This is a genomic window from Mesorhizobium sp. C089B (assembly GCF_030323125.1).
Taxonomy (GTDB): Bacteria; Pseudomonadota; Alphaproteobacteria; order Rhizobiales; family Rhizobiaceae; genus Mesorhizobium.
Window position 1 is genome coordinate 3,030,606 of the sequence record NZ_CP100469.1, and the last position, 17,281, is coordinate 3,047,886.

The following is a 17,281-nucleotide window of genomic DNA, read 5'->3' on the forward strand; positions in this document are numbered from 1 at the left end:
GCGGAGCATTTTCCCAAACGAATGCCCGCATTTTCCAGGAGTACTTACCATGCGAAAGCTCATTGTATCGGTAACCGCCGCTGCCCTTCTCGCTTCCGGCTCGATTGCCTTTGCCGCAGTCAAGCACACCACGGGCACGGTCAAGACCTATGACGGCACGGCCATGAGCCTCGTTCTGGACGATGGATCCACCTTTACGTTGCCCAAGACCTTTAAGGATCCTGGCTTGAAGGCCGGCGAAAAGGTCCGCGTTTCCTGGGACATGAGCGGCAAGAACAAGGTTGCCGAGTCCGTCAAGATCGTGAAGTGATGGGGACAAGACCGAACGGTCTTGCCTTGGCTTAGCCTGACAAGAGGGGCGGAGCAGCGCTGCTCCGCCTTTTTCGCACCCACGGCAACTAAAATGGTCGAACCGTGTTATGCTAGCTCCCCCGTGCGTGCCCCCGAAACCGACTGCTGTGACAGGGCGCGGAACAGAGATGGCGGAGCTTCGTGCCCATGAGAGGCACAGGCTCCAAGGAGGAAAGGAGAAAATCCCATGAAGGAATTCCATTGCGGCTCGCTGGTTCCCGGCTGTGAGTGGCACACGCGTGCCGGTGAGGAAGCCGAGGTCATGCGCCGCGCCGTCGACCATATGCGCGAGACACATGGCGAAACGGTCATTCGCGAGACGATGATCGAGGCGATCCGCTCGCGCATCGAGAAAGTTCGCGACGCGGCCTGAGCAGTCCTATCTGGCCTTCAAGGCTTCCGCGGCGCGCTCCAGCAGCGCGTCGCGATCGAGCGCAAAGCCGGACCCGATCCATTCCTTTTCCAGGTTTTTCAGGATCGCACCGAGCATTGGCCCCGGCGACGCACCAAGCGCCGTCAGATCGCCGCCCTTGACTGGGAACACCGGTTTTTCCCATTTCAGCGCAAAAGCGAGCAGGCGCGAAAACCCGCCGGCCTGAACCAGCGCGTCATTGTCCTCGAGAGCCCGCGCTCGCGCCGACGCCAGCGACAGCCGCAGGCGATCGAGAAAACCCTGGGGCTCGCCGGAATAGAGTTTCTTGGCCAGTTCCGCTTCGCTTGTCTTGGGCTCGACGGCAGCCGTCAGCGCCCAGTGGCGCAGGCGCTCCGCCTCAGTGGTCGAAAGTTTCAGCCGCTCGGCCAGTGTCTTCATCCTCTCCGCATCGGGCGGCACGATCGCCTCCAGCCTGAGCAGCGGGTCCGGCGCCCAGCCCAGATCCTTCTCTGTCTTGGTCAGCCCATGAATGGCATCGATGCCCCATTTCTCGCTTTCCGGCAGGGCGCTGGTGAGCACGCCGGCCTGGCGCATCCACAGCAAGGCGCGCGACGGATCTGGGGCCGATAACAACTTCTTCAGCTCGGACCAGATGCGTTCGGCCGAGAGATGGGCGAGCCCGTCCTTGAGCCGGGCGCAGGCCTTCAATTCCTCGGCATCGGGCCGACCCTCGCCATACCAGGCGAAAAAGCGGAAGAAACGCAGGATGCGCAGATAGTCTTCGCGGATCCGCTGCTCGGCATCGCCAATGAAGCGCAGCCTTCGTGCCTCGATATCGCCGACGCCGCCGACCAGGTCGACGACCGTCCCGTCAGCCTCCGCATAGAGCGCGTTGATGGTGAAATCGCGCCGTTCGGCGTCGGCCTTCCAGTCGCGGCCGAACGACACTTTGGCGCGGCGGCCATCGGTCTCGATGTCGGCGCGCAGCGTGGTGACCTCATAGGGCGCGCCGCCGGCAATCACCGTGATCGTGCCGTGCTCGATGCCGGTCGGCACCGCCTTGAAGCCCGCCGCCTCGGCGCGGCGAACGGTTTCCTCGGGCAGGCAAGTGGTAGCAACGTCGATATCGGCGACCGGCTGCCCAATCAGCGCATTGCGCACCGCGCCGCCCGCGATGCGGGCTTCCTCGCCGCCCTGCGCCAGCACGGCAAGCAGCCGCTGCAGATGCTTTTCACCCAGCCAGTCGGCTCTGCCCGCCAGCGATATCGGATCACTCAAGCATAGAGCCTTTCATAGAGCGTGCGGATGATGCCGGCGGTGACGCCCCAGATGCGCTGGCCGCCATAGGGCATATCGTAGAAGAACCATTCCAGGTCGTTCCACATGCGGCTGTCCCTGGTGTGGTTGGCCGGATCCATCAGGAACGAAAGCGGCACTTCAAAGGCGGCGTCGACCTCGTCGGAATTGAGCGACAGCGTAAAACCGGGCTCGACGATCGCCAGCACCGGCGCGATGCGATAGCCGCTGCCGGCGACATAATCGGGCATGCGGCCGATGATCTCGATGCGGTCATGGCCGAGGCCGATCTCCTCGAAGGTCTCGCGCAAGGCCGCTGCTTCCGGGGTCGCATCGGTGGGATCAATGGTGCCGCCAGGAAAAGCCACCTGCCCGGAATGGCTGCGCAGTTTTTCCGCCCGCTTGGTCAAAAGCACGGTCGCATCGCGTCCATGATCGACGACCGGGATCAGCACCGCGGCGTCGCGCAGCGCTTTGAGCTGCGTCAACCGTGGATGGCCGGGGTTGAAGCGATGATCGCCATAATCGTCGCCGGCATGGGCTTCAGCTTGCGCGGCGACCCGCGCGCGAAAATCCGCTGTGGAAAACGGCGGCGGCCTCACCTGATCCATCATGCGCTCAGCCGCTTCAGTTTTTCCGCCGGCATGATCGGATAGATTTCGCCTTTCGAGCGCACGGCAAACATCGTCTTGCCGCCGATATCGATCTCCTCGCCATGCTCGACCAGTTCGTACATCACCGGCCGCGCCACCAGCGCTTCCAGCCTCCCGCGCACCAGCACATAGGGTTTCAGGCCGCCGGTCTCGTTCTCGTCGACGAAGCGCAGCGGATGGCCAGGTCCGGCCTCGACGACATCGCCGACATTGGTGCGGAAAGTGATGGTCTGCTCGGCGCCGGCGCCGGAAACATCCATTTCAACCGCGATGAAAGGCGCGTCCACGACGCGGATGCCGACCCGTTCGACCGGCGTCACCAGATAGGTCCTGCCATCCTCGTCCTTGCGCAGCACGCTGGAAAACAGCTGCACCAGCGGCATGCGGCCGATCGGCGTGCCGAGATAGAACCACGTTCCGTCCTGTTTGATCTCCATGTCTAGATCGCCGCAAAAGTCGGGATTCCAGCGCTCCACCGGCGCCGCGCCCTTGCCGGCGCGAGCCGCACGCGAGATCAACGCTTCGAGACCGCGCGCCTCGGTTGCGGCAGCAAGGCTGTGTTCGCGATGTTCGGAGCGTTCCGTCATGGTCACGAAATAGTCACTGTTGTTCCGCTTGTCAGCCTAAGTCTGTGATTTAAATTCATTCGTAGGCGCCAGGCGAAGCCGAATCGCGGCATTCTAAGGCACTACAGTGCAAGCCGGTACTTCCAGCACAAGGATCGATGCGGCATGAGCGTAATGGTCAAGGAAAGCCCAATCAGCGAAAAGGACATGATCGCCCAGGCCGAGACGGCGCTGGCCGATATTTCCAGGGTGCGCGACGGCGTCGGCCGTGTCATTTTCGGCCAGGAAGTGGTGGTCGAGCGCACGCTGGTGGCGCTGCTTGCCGGCGGCCATGCGCTGCTGGTCGGCGTGCCCGGCCTTGCCAAGACCAAGCTGGTCGAAACGCTCGGTGTCGTGCTCGGCCTCGATTCGCGCCGCATCCAGTTCACACCCGACCTGATGCCGTCGGACATTCTCGGCTCAGAGGTGATGGAACAGGACGAGGCCGGCAAGCGCTCCTTCCGCTTCATCTCCGGCCCGATCTTCGCGCAATTGCTGATGGCCGACGAGATCAACCGCGCCTCGCCGCGCACCCAGTCGGCGCTGCTGCAGGCAATGCAGGAATATCACGTCACCATCGCCGGCATTCGCCACGACCTGCCCGCGCCCTTCCATGTACTGGCGACGCAAAACCCGCTGGAGCAGGAAGGCACCTATCCCCTCCCCGAAGCGCAACTCGACCGCTTTCTGATGCAGGTCGACATCCTTTACCCCGAAATCGAGGCCGAGCGGCGCATTCTGCTAGAGACCACCGGCATCGAGGACGCCAAGGCGCAAAACGTGCTGCAACCGGCGCGGCTGAGGGAAATCCAGACGCTGATCCGCCGTATGCCGGTGCCCGAAAGCGTCGTCGACGCCATCCTCAAACTGGTGCGTTCGGCGCGTCCCGGCCAGGGCAATGCCGAGACCGACAAGCATGTCGCCTGGGGTCCCGGCCCGCGCGCCAGCCAGGCGCTGACGCTGTGCGCCCGTGCGCGCGCGCTTTATGACGGGCGGCTGGCGCCGTCGGTGGACGACATCCGCGCGCTGGCCGAACCGGTGCTGCAGCACCGCATGGCGCTGACCTTTGCCGCCCGCGCCGAGGGCACGACCGTGCGCGACGTGGTAGCGAAACTGGCCAAAGGAATCTGATGGCGCGTATCGGCGAAGTCCAGGCACCGGCAGCGACGCGCGACGCGCTCGCCAGGGGACGGTTGCGGGCTTCGCTGGTGCCGGACCTGCTGGTCGAGGCACGCCGTATCGTCAATACGGTAATTGCCGGCTGGCATGGCCGCCGCAAGCGCGGCATCGGCGAGAATTTCTGGCAGTTCCGCCCCTATGTCGAAGGCGATTCCTCGCGCATCGACTGGCGCCGTTCGGCCCGGGACGACCACACCTATGTGCGCGACCGCGAATGGGAAGCAGCCCACACGGTGTGGCTTTGGGCCGACCCATCGCCCTCCATGCTCTACAAATCGACTGGCGCCAGCGTTTCCAAGGAATCGCGCGCGCTGGTGCTGGCACTGGCCATGGCCGAATTGCTATCTCGCAGCGGCGAGCGCATCGCCTGGCCCGGCCTGACCGATCCGTTCACCGCCCGCAACGGCGCCGAGCGCATCGCGGCGCAATTGATGCACGCCACCGACCCGCCGGCAAAGCCTGACCTGTCCGCCATCCGCCGCTTCTGCGACATCGTCGTCGTCAGCGATTTCCTCGACCCGGTCGAGGAGACCATGGAATGGCTCGATGTGCTGGCGCGGCATGGCGTGCGTGCGCATCTGATCGAGGTTGCCGATCCGGCGGAGGAGACCTTTCCCTATGCCGGCCGCACCGAATTCACCGATCCCGAGACCGGCGACAAGCTGACCGCCGGCCGCGCCGAAATGCTCGGCGACGAATATCGCCTGCTCTACACCGCCCGCCGCCAGGAGTTGGCCAGCTGGTGCAAGCGCCTCGGCTGGAGCTACACCGTCAACCACACCGACCGCCTCGCTTCCGAGGCGTTGGTGCGCATCCACATGGCGATGACCGCCGATGGCGCATTCGTGGGAAAGGCCGGCGCATGAGCTGGCTGCCGCTCTCCTTTGGCGCTCCCATGGTGTTGTGGGGCCTGCTGGCGCTGCCGGTGATCTGGTGGCTGCTCAGGCTCACACCGCCCAAGCCGCAGTCCGAAATCTTTCCGCCGCTGAAGATCCTCGCTCGCGTGCTGAAGCGCGAGGAAACGCCGCAGCAGAGCCCGTGGTGGCTGACGCTGCTGCGGCTGTTGATGGCAGCCCTTGTCGTCGCGGCATTAGCCGAACCCGTTTTCAATCCGCGCGAAAAATTGCCGGCCGAGGGCGCCGCCCTGGCGCTGGTCATCGACAATGACTGGGCGAGTGCCGCCGACTGGGGCAAGCGCGTCGCCACCGCCCAGCGGCTGATCGCCGATGCCGGTTCGAACGGCGTACCGGTCGTCATCGCCTTCACCGCCGAAAAGCCGAACGCCGAGATCGGCCCCTTCGATGCGGCGGCTGCCCTCGACCGGCTGCGCGCCGCCAAGCCGAGGCCGATCCCGACCGACCGACCCGCTGTCTATGCCCGCGTCGCCGGCGTGCTGGAAGCCTTGCCCGGCGCCAGCGTTGCCGTTCTCGCCGACGGTCTTGCGGCAAAGGGCGACGAGGCCGCCTTCAACACACTGCTGTCGAAAAACGCCGCCCGTGTCGTCTGGGCCAATTCCGACCGGCTGGCGCTGACTGGGCTCACTGGCGCCGAAAATCAGGTCGACGGCTTCGCCCTGACCGCCATCCGCGCGCCCGGCGATCCGGCGCCGGCACAAGTCACCGCCGGCGCCTTCGACGATAAGGGCCGCCGCATCGCCGACGCGACGCTGACCTTCGCGCCGGGTGAGACTACTGCCACCGGCACGATGGCGGTGCCGTTCGAACTGCGCAACGACTTCGCCTCGATCGCGCTCGACGGCGAACGCCAGGCAGGTGCGGTGCGCGTGCTCGACGAAAGCTCCAAGCGCCGCCGCGTCGGACTTTTATCGCAGGCCGAGGCCGACCAGGCGCAGCCGCTCCTGTCGCCGCTCTATTACATCAGGCGCGCGCTGCAGCCTTTCGCCGATCTGGTCGAACCGTCGAGCGTCGATCTCGCCGACGCCATCCCGCAGCTTCTCGACCAGAAGCCGGCGATGATCGTCATGGCCGATATCGGTACCATTCCGCCGCAGGTCCATCAGCGGCTGGTCGACTGGGTCGACAATGGCGGCACGCTGGTGCGCTTTGCCGGTTCGCGGCTGGCCGCCGCCGGCAATGACGATGATCTGTTGCCGGTCAGGCTGCGCACCGGCGAGCGCTCGCTTGGCGGCGCGCTGTCATGGACGACGCCGCAAGCGGTGACCGAATTCCCGAAGAACGGCCCGTTCGCCGACCTCGCACCGCCGGCCGAGATCACGGTGAGCCGGCAGGTGTTGGCCGAACCGACGCCGGACATCGTCGAACGCACCTGGGCAACCCTTGCCGATGGCACCCCGCTGGTGACCGGGTTGAAGAAGGGCAAGGGCACGCTGGTTCTGTTCCACATCACCCCGGAAGCGACATGGTCGACGCTGCCGATCTCCGGCAGCTTCGTCGAGATGCTGCGGCGCATTGTGCAGCTGTCGCGCAACCAGGGTGCGGCGGTCGCCAACGCTGAAGCCGCTGCTACGTCGCTGGCGCCTTATCGCATGATAGCCGCCGACGGCACTTTGGTGCCGCCGACGCCGGACGCACGACCGCTGGTCCCCGGCGCCGGCTCGCTGCCGGTGACGTTCGAGAACCCGCCCGGCCTCTATGGCTCGGAAACCGGCGTTTTCGCCCACAATCTGCTCGACCCGGCCACCGCCTTCGCGCCGCTGGTGCGCCCGCAATTCACAGTGCCGGTGACCAATATCCAGTACGCTTTCGATGAATCGCGCGACCTCAAGGGATCGCTGGTCACAGCGGCACTTGTGCTTATGCTACTCGACACGCTGGCGGTGTTCTGGATGGGCGGGCTGATCTCGCGCCGGCCGCGCCGCGCCCGCTCGGCTGCGGCAACGACGGCTGCGCTGCTGCTTGGCCTCGGCATGCTGTTTGGCCATGCCGACCTCGCCCGCGCCGACGATGCCAAGCCCGGCGATGCCGCGGCTATCGAGGATATTGCCAAGACCCGCATCGCCTATGTGCTGACCGGTGTGCCCGGTGACGATTCGATCAGCCGCGCCGGGCTCGAAGGCCTGACCCGCTTCCTGATCGAGAAGACCGCGCTCGAGCCGGGCGCGCCGGCGGGCGTCGATATCTCGAAGGACGAGCTTTCCTTCTATCCGCTGATCTACTGGCCGATCGACCCCTCCGCGCCGATGCCGAGCCAAGCCGCGATCGCCCGCATCGACGCCTATATGCAGCAGGGCGGCACGGTGCTGTTCGACACGCGCGACCAGTTCGCCAACGGCATCGGTGCGGATTCGGCGAGCCCGGCGACGGAACGGTTGCGCGACATTCTCGGCAATCTCAACGTGCCGCCGCTGGAGCCGGTGCCCGCCGACCATGTGCTGACCAAATCCTTCTTCATCCTGCCCGAATTTCCCGGCCGCTTCTCCGGCAGCCCGCTCTGGGTGGAAGCCTCGCTCGAGGCCAGCAATGCCGAGAATCGGCCGGTACGCGTCGGCGACGGCGTCTCGCCGATCCTGATCACCGCCAATGATTTTGCCGGCGCCTGGGCCGTCGACGAGAATGGTGACCCGCTTTTGCCGACCGTGCCATCGGATCCGATGCAGCGCATCTATGCGCTGCGCGCCGGCGTCAACATCATGATGTACATGCTGACCGGCAACTACAAATCCGACCAGGTGCACGTGCCGATCCTGCTCGAACGGCTGGGGCAGTAAGCCTATGAACTGGTCGGTTTCCTTCGAACCGCTGCTGTCCTGGCCCTTGCTGGCTTTGGTGCTCGCACCGCTGCTGGTGCTGGCGGCTGTCGGCTTGTGGTTTCGCCAGCGCGGCGCGATCTTCCGCTTCGCGGCGCTGATTGCGCTGGGCGCAGCACTCCTCAATCCGGTCTTCCTCGATGAGGAGCGCGAGGCGCTGAAGAGCGTCGTTGCCGTCATCGTCGACCGCAGCCAGAGCCAGGATATCGGCGACCGGACCAAACAGACCGACGAAGCGCTTGCCGGTTTGCAGCAGCGCCTTGGCCGCTTCAAGCAGTTCGACGTCCGCGTCGTCGAGGCCGGCAAGTCGGAAGCCGCCGACGAGCGCACCGAGACCAAGCTTTTTGCAGCGCTTGAAGGCGCTTTCCGCGACGTGCCGCCCTCGCGCATCGGTGGCGCCATCATGATCACCGATGGCGAGGTGCATGACGCACCGGCCGCCCCCGACTTCAATGCGCCGCTGCACGCGCTGATCACCGGCAACGAGCACGAGAAGGACCGCCGCATCCGCTTCGAGAACGCGCCACGCTTCGGCCTCGTCGGCAAGCCGCTCGACATGACCTACCGCGTCATCGCCACCGACGGCGAAACCGGCCCGGTCGATGTCCGCGTCTCGGTCAATGGAGAGCAGGTCGCGGTCGAAGAAGCGACCATCGGCCAGGCGATGCCGCTGCAGGTGACCATCCCCGGCGCCGGCCGCAACATCGTCGAACTCTCTATTGACCGCGAGCCGGGCGAACTGACCGACGCCAACAACCGCGCCATCGCGCTGATCGACGGCATCCGCGAGAACTTGCGCGTGCTTTTGGTTTCCGGCGAACCGCATGCCGGCGAGCGCACGTGGCGCAATCTGCTGAAATCCGACGCCTCGGTCGATCTCGTCCATTTCACCATTCTGCGGCCGCCGGAAAAGCAGGACGGCACGCCGATCAACGAACTGTCGCTGATCGCCTTCCCGACCCGCGAGTTGTTCGTCGAGAAGATCAAGGATTTCGATCTCATCATCTTCGACCGCTACCAGCACCGCGACGTGCTGCCGATCCTCTATTACGACTACATCTCCGAGTACGTCGAAAAGGGCGGCGCGCTGCTGATCGCCGCCGGGCCGGAATATGCCGGCGACTCCTCGATCGCCCGCACCCCGCTAATGTCGTCGCTGCCGGCAATGCCGACCGGCGAAGTCATCGACAAGGCCTTCTATCCGCGCCTCACCGATCTCGGCCAGCGCCATCCGGTGACGCGCGGCCTCGACGGCTCGGCGACCGAGCCGCCGCGCTGGAGCCGCTGGTTCCGCACCATCGGCGTGCAGAACCCCGAAGGCGAAGTGGTGATGAAGGGCGCCGACAACCGCCCGCTGCTTCTGCTCGATCATAAGGGCGAAGGCCGCGTCGGCATGCTTCTGTCCGATCAGGGCTGGCTATGGGCGCGCGGCTTCGAGGGTGGCGGGCCGCATGTCCAGCTTTACCGCCGCATCGCCCACTGGCTGATGAAGGAACCTGAACTCGAGGAAGAGCGGCTGACCGCCGACGGCCGCGGCATGATGCTGGAAATCCGCCGCCAGACGATGAGCGACGATCCCGGCCCGGCGCAGGTGATCACCCCTTCGGGCAAGGCGCTGATCGTCAAGCTGGAGAAGTCCGAACCCGGCGTTTTCCTGGGCAGCATCGAGACCAAGGAGATCGGCCTCTACCAGATCGGCAATGGTGACCTGACCGCACTCGCCCATGTCGGCCCGGTCAACGCGCCGGAATTCTCCGACGTCGTCTCTACCGAGGACCGGTTGAAGGCTCCGACTGAGGCCACCGGCGGCAGCGTGCGCCGGCTGGCGGCCTCCTCCACCCTTGGCCAGCTCACCGGCAGCGTCGCCCTGCCCTCCATCGTCCCGGTCCGCGCCTCCGGTGCGGCCTCGGGCGCAGACTGGATCGGCCTGCGCAGCACCGACGACAGCGTGCTCAAAGCCGTCTCGCGCGTACCCCTGTTCGGCGGCTTCCTCGGCCTTTGCCTGCTGCTGCTGGCCATGGGCGCGATGTGGTACAGAGAGGGAAGGTAAGGATCCCTTCTCCCCGTCACTATACGGGGAGAAAGACGCTCAACCTACTCCTCCGGCTCCGTCGTAAACAGCAGCGGGTACCCCTTGGCCTTGGCCGCGTCGACGGCCCGTGTCGCCTTGGTCTCGGCGACATCCCTGGTGAAGACGGCAACGACGCAAACGCCGAGCCGGTGCGCGGTGATCATCACCCGGTTAGCCTGGTCTTCGCTGAGCTTGAACTCGCCCTTCAGCACCGTCACCACGAATTCGCGCGGCGTAAAATCGTCATTGATGAGGATGACCTTGTAGAGCTTCGGCCGCTCGGTCCGCGGCTTGGTCTTGGTGCGGGGTTTGGAACTGATTTCAGGCATCGGGAACCGGTATCGCGCGAGGGGTCGCTCTCACTTTGTCATGGGGGAAAGCCGTCGTCCATTTTGATCGGCGCGCCAAACCGGCTTCCCGGAAGTGCTGCCGTTCACAAATTTAGGAAGTGTATGCTGCGGTTCAACGGCCCTGGCGATTGGCGACGCGACGAGCCTGGAATTGCCGTGCGCTGGATGCCGCATCCGGCCTTGATCCGGCCGCCTTGTATTCGACCCAGGCGACCGCGAGCCAGCCGAAGAAGCAGGCCAGCGCCGCGCCGGTGATCACGGTAAGCAGCAGGCTTTGCCATGGTGTGATGTATTGCCAGCTGCTGGAGATTGCCGGTGCAAACAGCGACGGCTCTGTGCGCCCGCTCACCGGATCGGGCACCGGGCTGGCGGTGAACTGGATCAGCACCCTGACCATTGCCGAGGCCACAAGGCCGCCGATGGCCATCGAGCGCAGAATGGATGAAAGCCGCTTCTTCATGCGGGCTATCATACCGGACCGGCATTGCAAACGGGTTAAAGTCCTGGGTGGCCGGCACCCATCAACGGGTAATCATGCTCACACGACAAGGCCGCTCCAGCCGGGGGGGTGCTGGAGCGGCCTTGTTACAGACAAGCCTGTTGGCTGTCTGGATCAGGCCTTCGGGGCGTCCGTCTTGACGACCTTCTTCGCCTTCTTGTGCTTCTTGACGGGCTTCTTGGCGACGACCTTCTTCACCGGGGGCTTGGCGGTCGTGGTCGCCGGAGCGGTGGTCGTGGAAGCAGCCGGAGCAGCGGTCGTGGTGGCAGCGGCATTGCCCAGAGCCGGCATTGCGAAAGCGAGAGCGACGGCGAGACCGGTGGCGGAGAGGATGGACTTTTTCATGGCTTCATTTCCTTCTTTGTGCGGGTCGTGTTTCGAGTGTCACTGAACCGGGTCGATCGGTGTCACTCCAAGCAGCTTCAAAGCGTTCGCGAGCATCCGGATACCCTGTGCCTGTTTCTTGTTGGCGCAGAACCGGTTTCCCTTTCTTTGCAGTGCTTTCGCCGCGGTGACCTGCGTTGCCGCGGCATGGGTTTCAAGGGCTTCGTCTACCTGGCGATTGAGATCGATGCAGCGCTCGCTCCTTGTGATCGGCGTCACCTTTGCGGTTGTGGCTCCGACCGCGGCTGTGACGAGCGGAATGCTGAGCAGCGCACCCATCAAGCTGATCGTGAACCTGTGCATTGGTGATGTCCGTTACTCCGGAGACTTCGCGTCGCAGCCGATGTCCTGACCGCCACGGCACCCTTTATGCCCTTGATTTTTTTCGGGAGTTTTTCCGGACTATAGAATTTTGTTTCTGAATTGTTTCTGGCAAATCGGCTTTGCGGGCGATCATCGCCGCTGGCCAACATGTGGCCAGAATTCTATCGTGTGGGTGACGCCACAGAAGCAGACTCAGAAGGCAGCCGCCGACCGGCCGCCAGCAATGACAGGATCGCCGTGAAATCCGATGCGCACATACTGATCGTCGACGACGACAAGGGCATTCGCGACCTGCTTCAGGAATTCTTCCAGAAGCGCGGCCTGCGCACCACGGTTGCCGCCGACGGCGTCGAGATGGAAGACATACTGCGCCGCACGCAGGTAGACCTGATCGTGCTTGATGTGATGCTGCCGGGAAAGAGCGGGCTGGAGCTCTGCCGCGACCTGCGCGCCAGCTACTCGACGCCGATCATCATGCTGACGGCGGTCACCGAGACCACCGACCGCGTCGTCGGCCTGGAAATGGGCGCCGACGATTATGTGCCCAAACCCTTCGATCCGCGCGAGCTGCTGGCCCGTATCCGCGCCGTTTTGAGGCGCAATGGTGCTGCCGAGCCGAAGCGGGCCACCACCAAGCAGATCTATCATTTTGCCGGCTGGACGATGGACTGCTCGCGCCGCCGGCTGATGGCGCCGGGCGACGTCAGGGTCGAACTGACGATGGCGGAGTTCAACCTGTTGCAGACCTTCGTCAAAAGCGCGCAGCGCGTCCTCACCCGTGACCAGCTCATCGAGCTTTCCGGCGGTGACAGCGACTATTCCTTCGACCGCAGCATCGACATCCTGGTCAGCCGTCTCAGGCGCAAGATGGAAGACGACCCCAAGACGCCGAAACTGATCCTGACTGTGCGCAGCGGCGGCTACCAGTTCCTGCCCGAGACCACCTCCGAATGAGACGTTTCCTGCCGCAAACCCTGCCGGTCTGGGTTTTGCTCATCGTCATTGCCGGCCTGCTGATCAGCCAGGTCGCCACGCTCTACATCGTCTCGCGCGATCGTGCCGTCGCCAATGACGAGGTCGATCTCTACCGGCTTAACGACCGCGCCTATTCGCTGGTGCAGCTGATGCATGACGACACGCCGGAGCAGCGCAAGCTGACGGCCTCCGGTCTGTTCAACGCCACCTATGCGCTCACCGTTTCGGACACGCCCGCGGTCACCTCGTCGATCGCCGGCGACGACGAACTGGCCGAACTCGAGGACATCCTGGTCGGGCGGCTGTCGAAATTCGGCATCACCGACGCCCGCGTCCGGCGCGATCCGGCAACCCAGGCAGCCAACGCGCCTGGCGGTGTGGCCGTGACCAAGGATGTGGGCGCGGTGGAGCGTGACCTGTTATCGCTGGCGGCCAGCTTCGCCCAGAGCGACAAGCTGACGGCATCTGTCCGCTTCGCCGACGGCCAATGGCTGAATTTCACCGAGCCCAACACGCCGGTCGGACCGATATTGAGCTTCGACAGCCTGCCGCTCTATTCGCTGATCGCGGCCCTGGTGGTGATCATGTCGATCTGGTCGCTGCGCCGGCTGACGGCGCCCTATCGGATGATGGAAACGGCGGTCAACCGGATCGGCACGGACCTGAAGAGCCCGCCGATCGCCGAGACCGGCAGCCGCGAAATCCGCGCCGCGGCCAAAGCCGTGAACGCCATGCAGGTCCGGCTGCGCGACTATGTCGAGGACCGCGAACATCTGGCCGCCGCGCTCGCCCACGATCTGCGCACGCCGCTGACCCGCATGCGGCTGCGCCTCGAGCTGTTGCGCAGATCGACGGCGCGCGAGGCGCTCGCCCACGACCTCGCCGACATCGAGAGCATCGCCAGCTCCGTCATCGACTTCGCCACCTTCGAAGTCACCGAGGAGAAGAGCGAGCGGATCGATTTCTGGTCGCTGGTGGAATCGATCGCCGACAGTTTCGAGGACGTCACGTTCGACCATGACGGCGCCAGGCCGCGTGGCATGATCTGCATGGCGCGGCCGGTGGCGCTCAAGCGCTGCGTCAACAATCTGGTCCAGAATGCCGTGACCTACGGCAAGAAAGCCCATGTCAGCCTGCGGCAGTCGGACGGCGCGGTCACGCTGGTTATCCGCGACGAGGGGCCGGGCATACCGCAGGCGCAGCTCGACCAGGTGTTCGGTTCCTTCGTGCGGCTGGAGCAATCGCGCAACCGCCAGACCGGCGGTCTCGGGCTAGGCCTGACCATTGCCCGCAACATTGCGCGTGCCGCCGGCGGCGATGTCAACCTGTCCAACCATCCTCGCGGCGGCCTGCTGACGGAGCTCAGCCTGCCGCTGGCGGCATAAGGCAGCAGACTAGCGTCTCGATGGGCACCGGGGGTGGATCAACCAACCCAACCTTGCAATAGTGCGGCCGCTGGAACAGGAGGAGATCGCCGCATGCTTTACGCCATCCTGGCCTATCACGTCGAACAGACCATCCAGTCCCTGACGCCGCAGCAGGACGCGGCGCTGATGCACGACCTGCTCGAGGTCAATGCCAGATTGACCCGCGAAGGCAAGCTCGGGCCGGCGGCAAGACTGGGCGCGACCGCCGACGCCGTGACGCTGCGCGGTCCGGGCGAAGGCATCGTCATCGACGGGCCGTTTGCCGAGACCAAGGAACAATTGCTGGGTCTTTATGTCCTCGACTGCGCCACGCAGGAGGCGGCGATTGCAGCCGCGCGCGACTTGCGCCGCGTGAATCCCTCGGCAGTCTACGAAATCCGGCCGATCACATTTTACCTTCCCGGCCTGGCGTTCCCCGTGACGAAGGGCGATTTCCAGGAGGCCGCCAGCGGCTGAGAGCCGCTTGCTCTACCCCATGGCCGGTCAGGCAGAAGCGATCTCGTTGCCCAGGCGGACCGTTTCGGCGACGAGAAGGTCGAGATCCTCGCGCCGGGTCCGGTGGTTGTTGATCGCCACCCTGAGGCAATGCCGGCCTTGCACCGTGGTATCGGAAATGGCGGCGGTTCCGTCTTCCTGCAGCCTCAGCATGATCTCGGTGTTGAGCGCTTTCGCGCGCTCGCCATCGAGACCATCCGCGCGATAGCGGAAGCAGACGATGTTGATGCTGGTCGGCGCCGTCAGTTCGAGCGCTGGTTCGGCCGCGATCAGCCCTGAGAGATACTGCCCCTGCGCAATGTTCTGGTCGATCAGGCGGCCGAATTTTTCGACGCCGTGTTCCCGCAGCGCCATCCACACTTTGAGTGCCTTGAAGCCGCGTGTCGTCTGCAGGCCGTAATCGTGCAGCCATTGGCCGGAGGCGAGGCCGCGCGGTGTCGACTCCAGATATTCCGGCGTCACCGCGAAGGTCTTGCGATGCGCCGAGGCATCCCGCACCAGCGCGCAGCCTGCCTCGAAAGGCGCATGCAGCCATTTGTGCGGATCGAGCGCGATGGAATCGGCCCATTCGATGCCGGCGACGCGATGTGCATTCTCAGGCGCGATCGCGATCAGCGCGCCGATGCAGCCGTCGACATGGAACCAGAGGTCCTCCTCATGCGCCAGCTTGGCCAGCGCCTGCAGATCGTCGATGGCGCCGGTGTTGACAGTGCCGGCGTTGCCGATGATGCAGGCCGGCTTGAACCCGGCCGCGCGATCTTCCGATATCGCAGTCCTCAAACCTTCAATGTCGATGCGCAGGCCGGCGTCGCTGGCAATGCGGCGCAGCGCCTTGTTGCCGAGACCGAGCGCTTCCATCCCCTTGCGGTGACAGGAATGGACCTGGTCCGAGCCATAGAAACGCAAAGGCTTTTCGATTGCTCCAACGCCGTGCTCGCGCACGCCGATGCCGGCCTTGGTGTTGCGCGCCACGGTGAGCCCGATGATGTTGGCCATCGAGCCGCCGCTGACCAGCGTGCCGCTGGCCGAAGCCGGCATGCCCATCATCTGCTTGCACCAGTCGACCACCTGGCCGTCCATCAGGGCGGCGGCATGGTTGCCGCCGCCGAGATTGGAGCCCTGGATTGCCGCCAGGAAATCGCCGATCGCGCCGGTAAAATTGCTCGACCCCATATACCAGGACCAGAAGCGCGGATGGATGTTGCCCATCGGATAGGGCATCACCTTGTCCACGACATCGCCATAGATGTCGGCAAGCGCGGTCGGCGATTGCGGCAGCGAGGCGGTGAAGAAATCCCTCACATCTCCAGGCATCTCCTGCCACACCGGCCGTTGCCTGACATCGCGCAGGTAAGCGACGGCATCGTCAACGATCCGATGCGACAGGCTTTGCACATCGGCCCAGTCCGAGGGGTCAAGCGTTTCCTCGGTACTGGTAGCCGAGTGTCCAGGCATCGCGTCCATGCAATTTGCTCCCGCGTCATCATGCCGGGAACTGGCAACCGGGCGTCGAGCGCGAGAGAGCAAGCTCTTCCGCATTCATCTCGGCCTCGATGCCGTCGAACAAAGGCGTGGTCATGTAGCGTTCACCGGTATCGGGAAGCATGCACAGGATCACCGATCCGGCCGGCGCTGTGCCGGCGATCTGGCGCGCCACGGCAAAAGCCGAACCGCCGGAAATGCCGGTGAAGATGCCTTCCTGCTGCGCCAGCGCCTTGGCCCATTTCATGCCCTCCGGCCCGGCGATCGGCATCACCTCGTCATAGAAGTTGCCATCGATGGCCTCCTGCAGGACGTGCGGGATGAAATCCGGCGTCCAGCCCTGGATCGGGTGCGGTTCGAAAGCCGGATGGCTGGCGGCCGGCGCTCCGCCGGCGCCACGCATCTGCCGCTTGCCGCTGCCGACAAGCTGCGCGTTGGCCGGTTCGGTGAGCACGATCCGGGTCTCAGGCCGCTCGCGGCGCAGCACCCGCGCCACGCCGGCGACGGTGCCGCCGGTGCCGTAGCCGGTGACGAAATAGTCGAGCCGCGAGCCGGCGAAATCGTTGACGATCTCGCGTCCCGTGGTAGCTTCATGAATGTCGGCGTTGGCCTTGGTCTCGAACTGGCGGGCCAGGAACCAGCCATTGGCTTCGGCCAGTTCCACCGCCTTCTTGTACATGCCGAAGCCTTTCTCGGCGCGCGGCGTCAGCACCACCTTGGCGCCCAGCATCCGCATCAGCTTGCGGCGCTCGACCGAGAAACTGTCGGCCATCGTCACCACCAGCTTGTAGCCCTTCTGCGCACAGACCATGGCAAGACCGATGCCGGTGTTGCCGCTGGTCGCCTCGACAATGGTCTGTCCAGGCTTGAGCGCGCCGGTGCGTTCACCTTCCTCGATGATGTTGAGCGCCAGCCGGTCCTTCACCGACGCCGCCGGATTGAAGAACTCGGCCTTGACGTAGATGGTGGCGTGCGCCGGTCCGAGATTATTGACGCGGATGACCGGCGTGTCGCCGATGGTGTCGAGAATGCTGTCGAACAGGCGGCCGCGGCCGGCCGTGGTTCTGATTTTCTGCTGATGCAACATGGT

18 protein-coding genes are annotated in these 17,281 nt (G+C 64.8%); 9 read left to right on the top strand and 9 right to left on the bottom strand.

The window, feature by feature from the left end:
• Positions 1–49 precede the first annotated feature (49 nt).
• Both NLY44_RS15065 and NLY44_RS15070 read left to right on the top strand, forming a co-directional pair.
• Complete coding sequence (locus NLY44_RS15065; RefSeq protein ID WP_023806012.1) at positions 50–310, top strand: DUF1344 domain-containing protein; 261 nt, start codon at positions 50–52, stop codon at positions 308–310.
• A 228-nt stretch (positions 311–538) separates the two neighbouring features.
• Positions 539–724, top strand: coding sequence for a DUF1059 domain-containing protein (locus tag NLY44_RS15070; protein ID WP_023670013.1), 186 nt, complete (start codon positions 539–541; stop codon positions 722–724).
• A 6-nt stretch (positions 725–730) separates the two neighbouring features.
• On the opposite strand, the gene NLY44_RS15075 is transcribed toward NLY44_RS15070, so the two are convergent.
• The 3 genes from NLY44_RS15075 to NLY44_RS15085 are packed head-to-tail and all read right to left on the bottom strand — an operon-like array spanning position 731 to position 3,260.
• On the bottom strand, positions 731–2,002 hold the full coding sequence (locus NLY44_RS15075; protein ID WP_031356134.1) for a CCA tRNA nucleotidyltransferase: 1,272 nt from the start codon (positions 2,000–2,002) through the stop codon (positions 731–733).
• Positions 1,999–2,631, bottom strand: coding sequence for a CoA pyrophosphatase (locus NLY44_RS15080; protein WP_023683684.1), 633 nt, complete (start codon positions 2,629–2,631; stop codon positions 1,999–2,001). The genes NLY44_RS15075 and NLY44_RS15080 overlap by 4 nt, the downstream gene beginning before the upstream one ends.
• On the bottom strand, positions 2,631–3,260 hold the full coding sequence (locus tag NLY44_RS15085; RefSeq protein WP_023670010.1) for a DUF1285 domain-containing protein: 630 nt from the start codon (positions 3,258–3,260) through the stop codon (positions 2,631–2,633). Before NLY44_RS15085 ends, NLY44_RS15080 begins: the two co-directional genes overlap by 1 nt.
• 144 nt (positions 3,261–3,404) lie before the next feature.
• Here NLY44_RS15085 and NLY44_RS15090 point away from each other — a divergent pair, with 144 nt between their 5' ends.
• From NLY44_RS15090 to NLY44_RS15105, 4 genes are read left to right on the top strand one after another with little or no spacing between them, the layout of a single operon-like run.
• On the top strand, positions 3,405–4,409 hold the full coding sequence (locus tag NLY44_RS15090; RefSeq protein ID WP_023670009.1) for an AAA family ATPase: 1,005 nt from the start codon (positions 3,405–3,407) through the stop codon (positions 4,407–4,409).
• Positions 4,409–5,323 carry a DUF58 domain-containing protein gene (locus tag NLY44_RS15095; RefSeq protein WP_023711132.1) on the top strand — a complete coding sequence of 305 codons (915 nt, stop codon included), beginning with the start codon at positions 4,409–4,411 and terminating at the stop codon, positions 5,321–5,323. The genes NLY44_RS15090 and NLY44_RS15095 overlap by 1 nt, the downstream gene beginning before the upstream one ends.
• Positions 5,320–8,145 carry a DUF4159 domain-containing protein gene (locus NLY44_RS15100; protein ID WP_023806014.1) on the top strand — a complete coding sequence of 942 codons (2,826 nt, stop codon included), beginning with the start codon at positions 5,320–5,322 and terminating at the stop codon, positions 8,143–8,145. Before NLY44_RS15095 ends, NLY44_RS15100 begins: the two co-directional genes overlap by 4 nt.
• Before the next feature lie 4 nt (positions 8,146–8,149).
• Complete coding sequence (locus NLY44_RS15105; RefSeq protein ID WP_023806015.1) at positions 8,150–10,234, top strand: membrane protein; 2,085 nt, start codon at positions 8,150–8,152, stop codon at positions 10,232–10,234.
• A gap of 44 nt (positions 10,235–10,278) precedes the next feature.
• Here the strand turns inward: NLY44_RS15105 and clpS are convergent, their stop codons facing one another.
• The 4 genes from clpS to NLY44_RS15125 form a co-directional block, all read right to left on the bottom strand.
• On the bottom strand, positions 10,279–10,584 hold the full coding sequence (gene clpS / locus NLY44_RS15110) for an ATP-dependent Clp protease adapter ClpS (RefSeq protein ID WP_023670006.1): 306 nt from the start codon (positions 10,582–10,584) through the stop codon (positions 10,279–10,281).
• 133 nt (positions 10,585–10,717) lie between these two features.
• A complete protein-coding gene (locus NLY44_RS15115; RefSeq protein WP_023713954.1) occupies positions 10,718–11,065 on the bottom strand; it encodes a hypothetical protein in 348 nt (115 codons plus the stop codon).
• 153 nt (positions 11,066–11,218) lie between these two features.
• Positions 11,219–11,449, bottom strand: coding sequence for a hypothetical protein (locus NLY44_RS15120; RefSeq protein WP_023670004.1), 231 nt, complete (start codon positions 11,447–11,449; stop codon positions 11,219–11,221).
• Positions 11,450–11,488: 39 nt separating this feature from the next.
• Positions 11,489–11,791 (bottom strand): hypothetical protein, encoded by a 303-nt coding sequence (locus NLY44_RS15125; RefSeq protein ID WP_023683677.1) that lies wholly within the window; start codon positions 11,789–11,791, stop codon positions 11,489–11,491.
• 258 nt (positions 11,792–12,049) lie between these two features.
• Between NLY44_RS15125 and NLY44_RS15130 the strand changes: the two genes are divergently transcribed.
• The 3 genes from NLY44_RS15130 (at position 12,050) to NLY44_RS15140 (ending at position 14,670) form a co-directional block, all read left to right on the top strand.
• A complete protein-coding gene (locus tag NLY44_RS15130; RefSeq protein WP_023670002.1) occupies positions 12,050–12,766 on the top strand; it encodes a response regulator in 717 nt (238 codons plus the stop codon).
• On the top strand, positions 12,763–14,172 hold the full coding sequence (locus NLY44_RS15135) for an ATP-binding protein (protein ID WP_023751261.1): 1,410 nt from the start codon (positions 12,763–12,765) through the stop codon (positions 14,170–14,172). Before NLY44_RS15130 ends, NLY44_RS15135 begins: the two co-directional genes overlap by 4 nt.
• Before the next feature lie 93 nt (positions 14,173–14,265).
• Positions 14,266–14,670 carry a YciI family protein gene (locus NLY44_RS15140; protein WP_023806016.1) on the top strand — a complete coding sequence of 135 codons (405 nt, stop codon included), beginning with the start codon at positions 14,266–14,268 and terminating at the stop codon, positions 14,668–14,670.
• A gap of 27 nt (positions 14,671–14,697) precedes the next feature.
• Here the strand turns inward: NLY44_RS15140 and NLY44_RS15145 are convergent, their stop codons facing one another.
• Complete coding sequence (locus tag NLY44_RS15145; protein ID WP_023695819.1) at positions 14,698–16,173, bottom strand: pyridoxal phosphate-dependent decarboxylase family protein; 1,476 nt, start codon at positions 16,171–16,173, stop codon at positions 14,698–14,700.
• Positions 16,174–16,192: 19 nt separating this feature from the next.
• A complete protein-coding gene (locus tag NLY44_RS15150; protein WP_023686154.1) occupies positions 16,193–17,278 on the bottom strand; it encodes a PLP-dependent cysteine synthase family protein in 1,086 nt (361 codons plus the stop codon).
• Positions 17,279–17,281 lie beyond the last annotated feature (3 nt).

What these genes read in the sequence shown, in the direction of transcription:
- NLY44_RS15150 (WP_023686154.1), bottom strand. Translation starts at nt 17,278, where the DNA reads ATGTTGCATCAGCAGAAAATCAGAACCACGGCCGGCCGCGGCCGCCTG.
- NLY44_RS15065 (WP_023806012.1), top strand. Translation starts at nt 50, where the DNA reads ATGCGAAAGCTCATTGTATCGGTAACCGCCGCTGCCCTTCTCGCTTCC.
- NLY44_RS15135 (WP_023751261.1), top strand. Translation starts at nt 12,763, where the DNA reads ATGAGACGTTTCCTGCCGCAAACCCTGCCGGTCTGGGTTTTGCTCATC.
- NLY44_RS15105 (WP_023806015.1), top strand. Translation starts at nt 8,150, where the DNA reads ATGAACTGGTCGGTTTCCTTCGAACCGCTGCTGTCCTGGCCCTTGCTG.
- NLY44_RS15095 (WP_023711132.1), top strand. Translation starts at nt 4,409, where the DNA reads ATGGCGCGTATCGGCGAAGTCCAGGCACCGGCAGCGACGCGCGACGCG.
- NLY44_RS15115 (WP_023713954.1), bottom strand. Translation starts at nt 11,065, where the DNA reads ATGAAGAAGCGGCTTTCATCCATTCTGCGCTCGATGGCCATCGGCGGC.
- NLY44_RS15100 (WP_023806014.1), top strand. Translation starts at nt 5,320, where the DNA reads ATGAGCTGGCTGCCGCTCTCCTTTGGCGCTCCCATGGTGTTGTGGGGC.
- clpS (WP_023670006.1), bottom strand. Translation starts at nt 10,584, where the DNA reads ATGCCTGAAATCAGTTCCAAACCCCGCACCAAGACCAAGCCGCGGACC.
- NLY44_RS15090 (WP_023670009.1), top strand. Translation starts at nt 3,405, where the DNA reads ATGAGCGTAATGGTCAAGGAAAGCCCAATCAGCGAAAAGGACATGATC.
- NLY44_RS15125 (WP_023683677.1), bottom strand. Translation starts at nt 11,791, where the DNA reads ATGCACAGGTTCACGATCAGCTTGATGGGTGCGCTGCTCAGCATTCCG.
- NLY44_RS15080 (WP_023683684.1), bottom strand. Translation starts at nt 2,631, where the DNA reads ATGGATCAGGTGAGGCCGCCGCCGTTTTCCACAGCGGATTTTCGCGCG.
- NLY44_RS15145 (WP_023695819.1), bottom strand. Translation starts at nt 16,173, where the DNA reads ATGGACGCGATGCCTGGACACTCGGCTACCAGTACCGAGGAAACGCTT.
- NLY44_RS15070 (WP_023670013.1), top strand. Translation starts at nt 539, where the DNA reads ATGAAGGAATTCCATTGCGGCTCGCTGGTTCCCGGCTGTGAGTGGCAC.
- NLY44_RS15120 (WP_023670004.1), bottom strand. Translation starts at nt 11,449, where the DNA reads ATGAAAAAGTCCATCCTCTCCGCCACCGGTCTCGCCGTCGCTCTCGCT.
- NLY44_RS15085 (WP_023670010.1), bottom strand. Translation starts at nt 3,260, where the DNA reads ATGACGGAACGCTCCGAACATCGCGAACACAGCCTTGCTGCCGCAACC.
- NLY44_RS15140 (WP_023806016.1), top strand. Translation starts at nt 14,266, where the DNA reads ATGCTTTACGCCATCCTGGCCTATCACGTCGAACAGACCATCCAGTCC.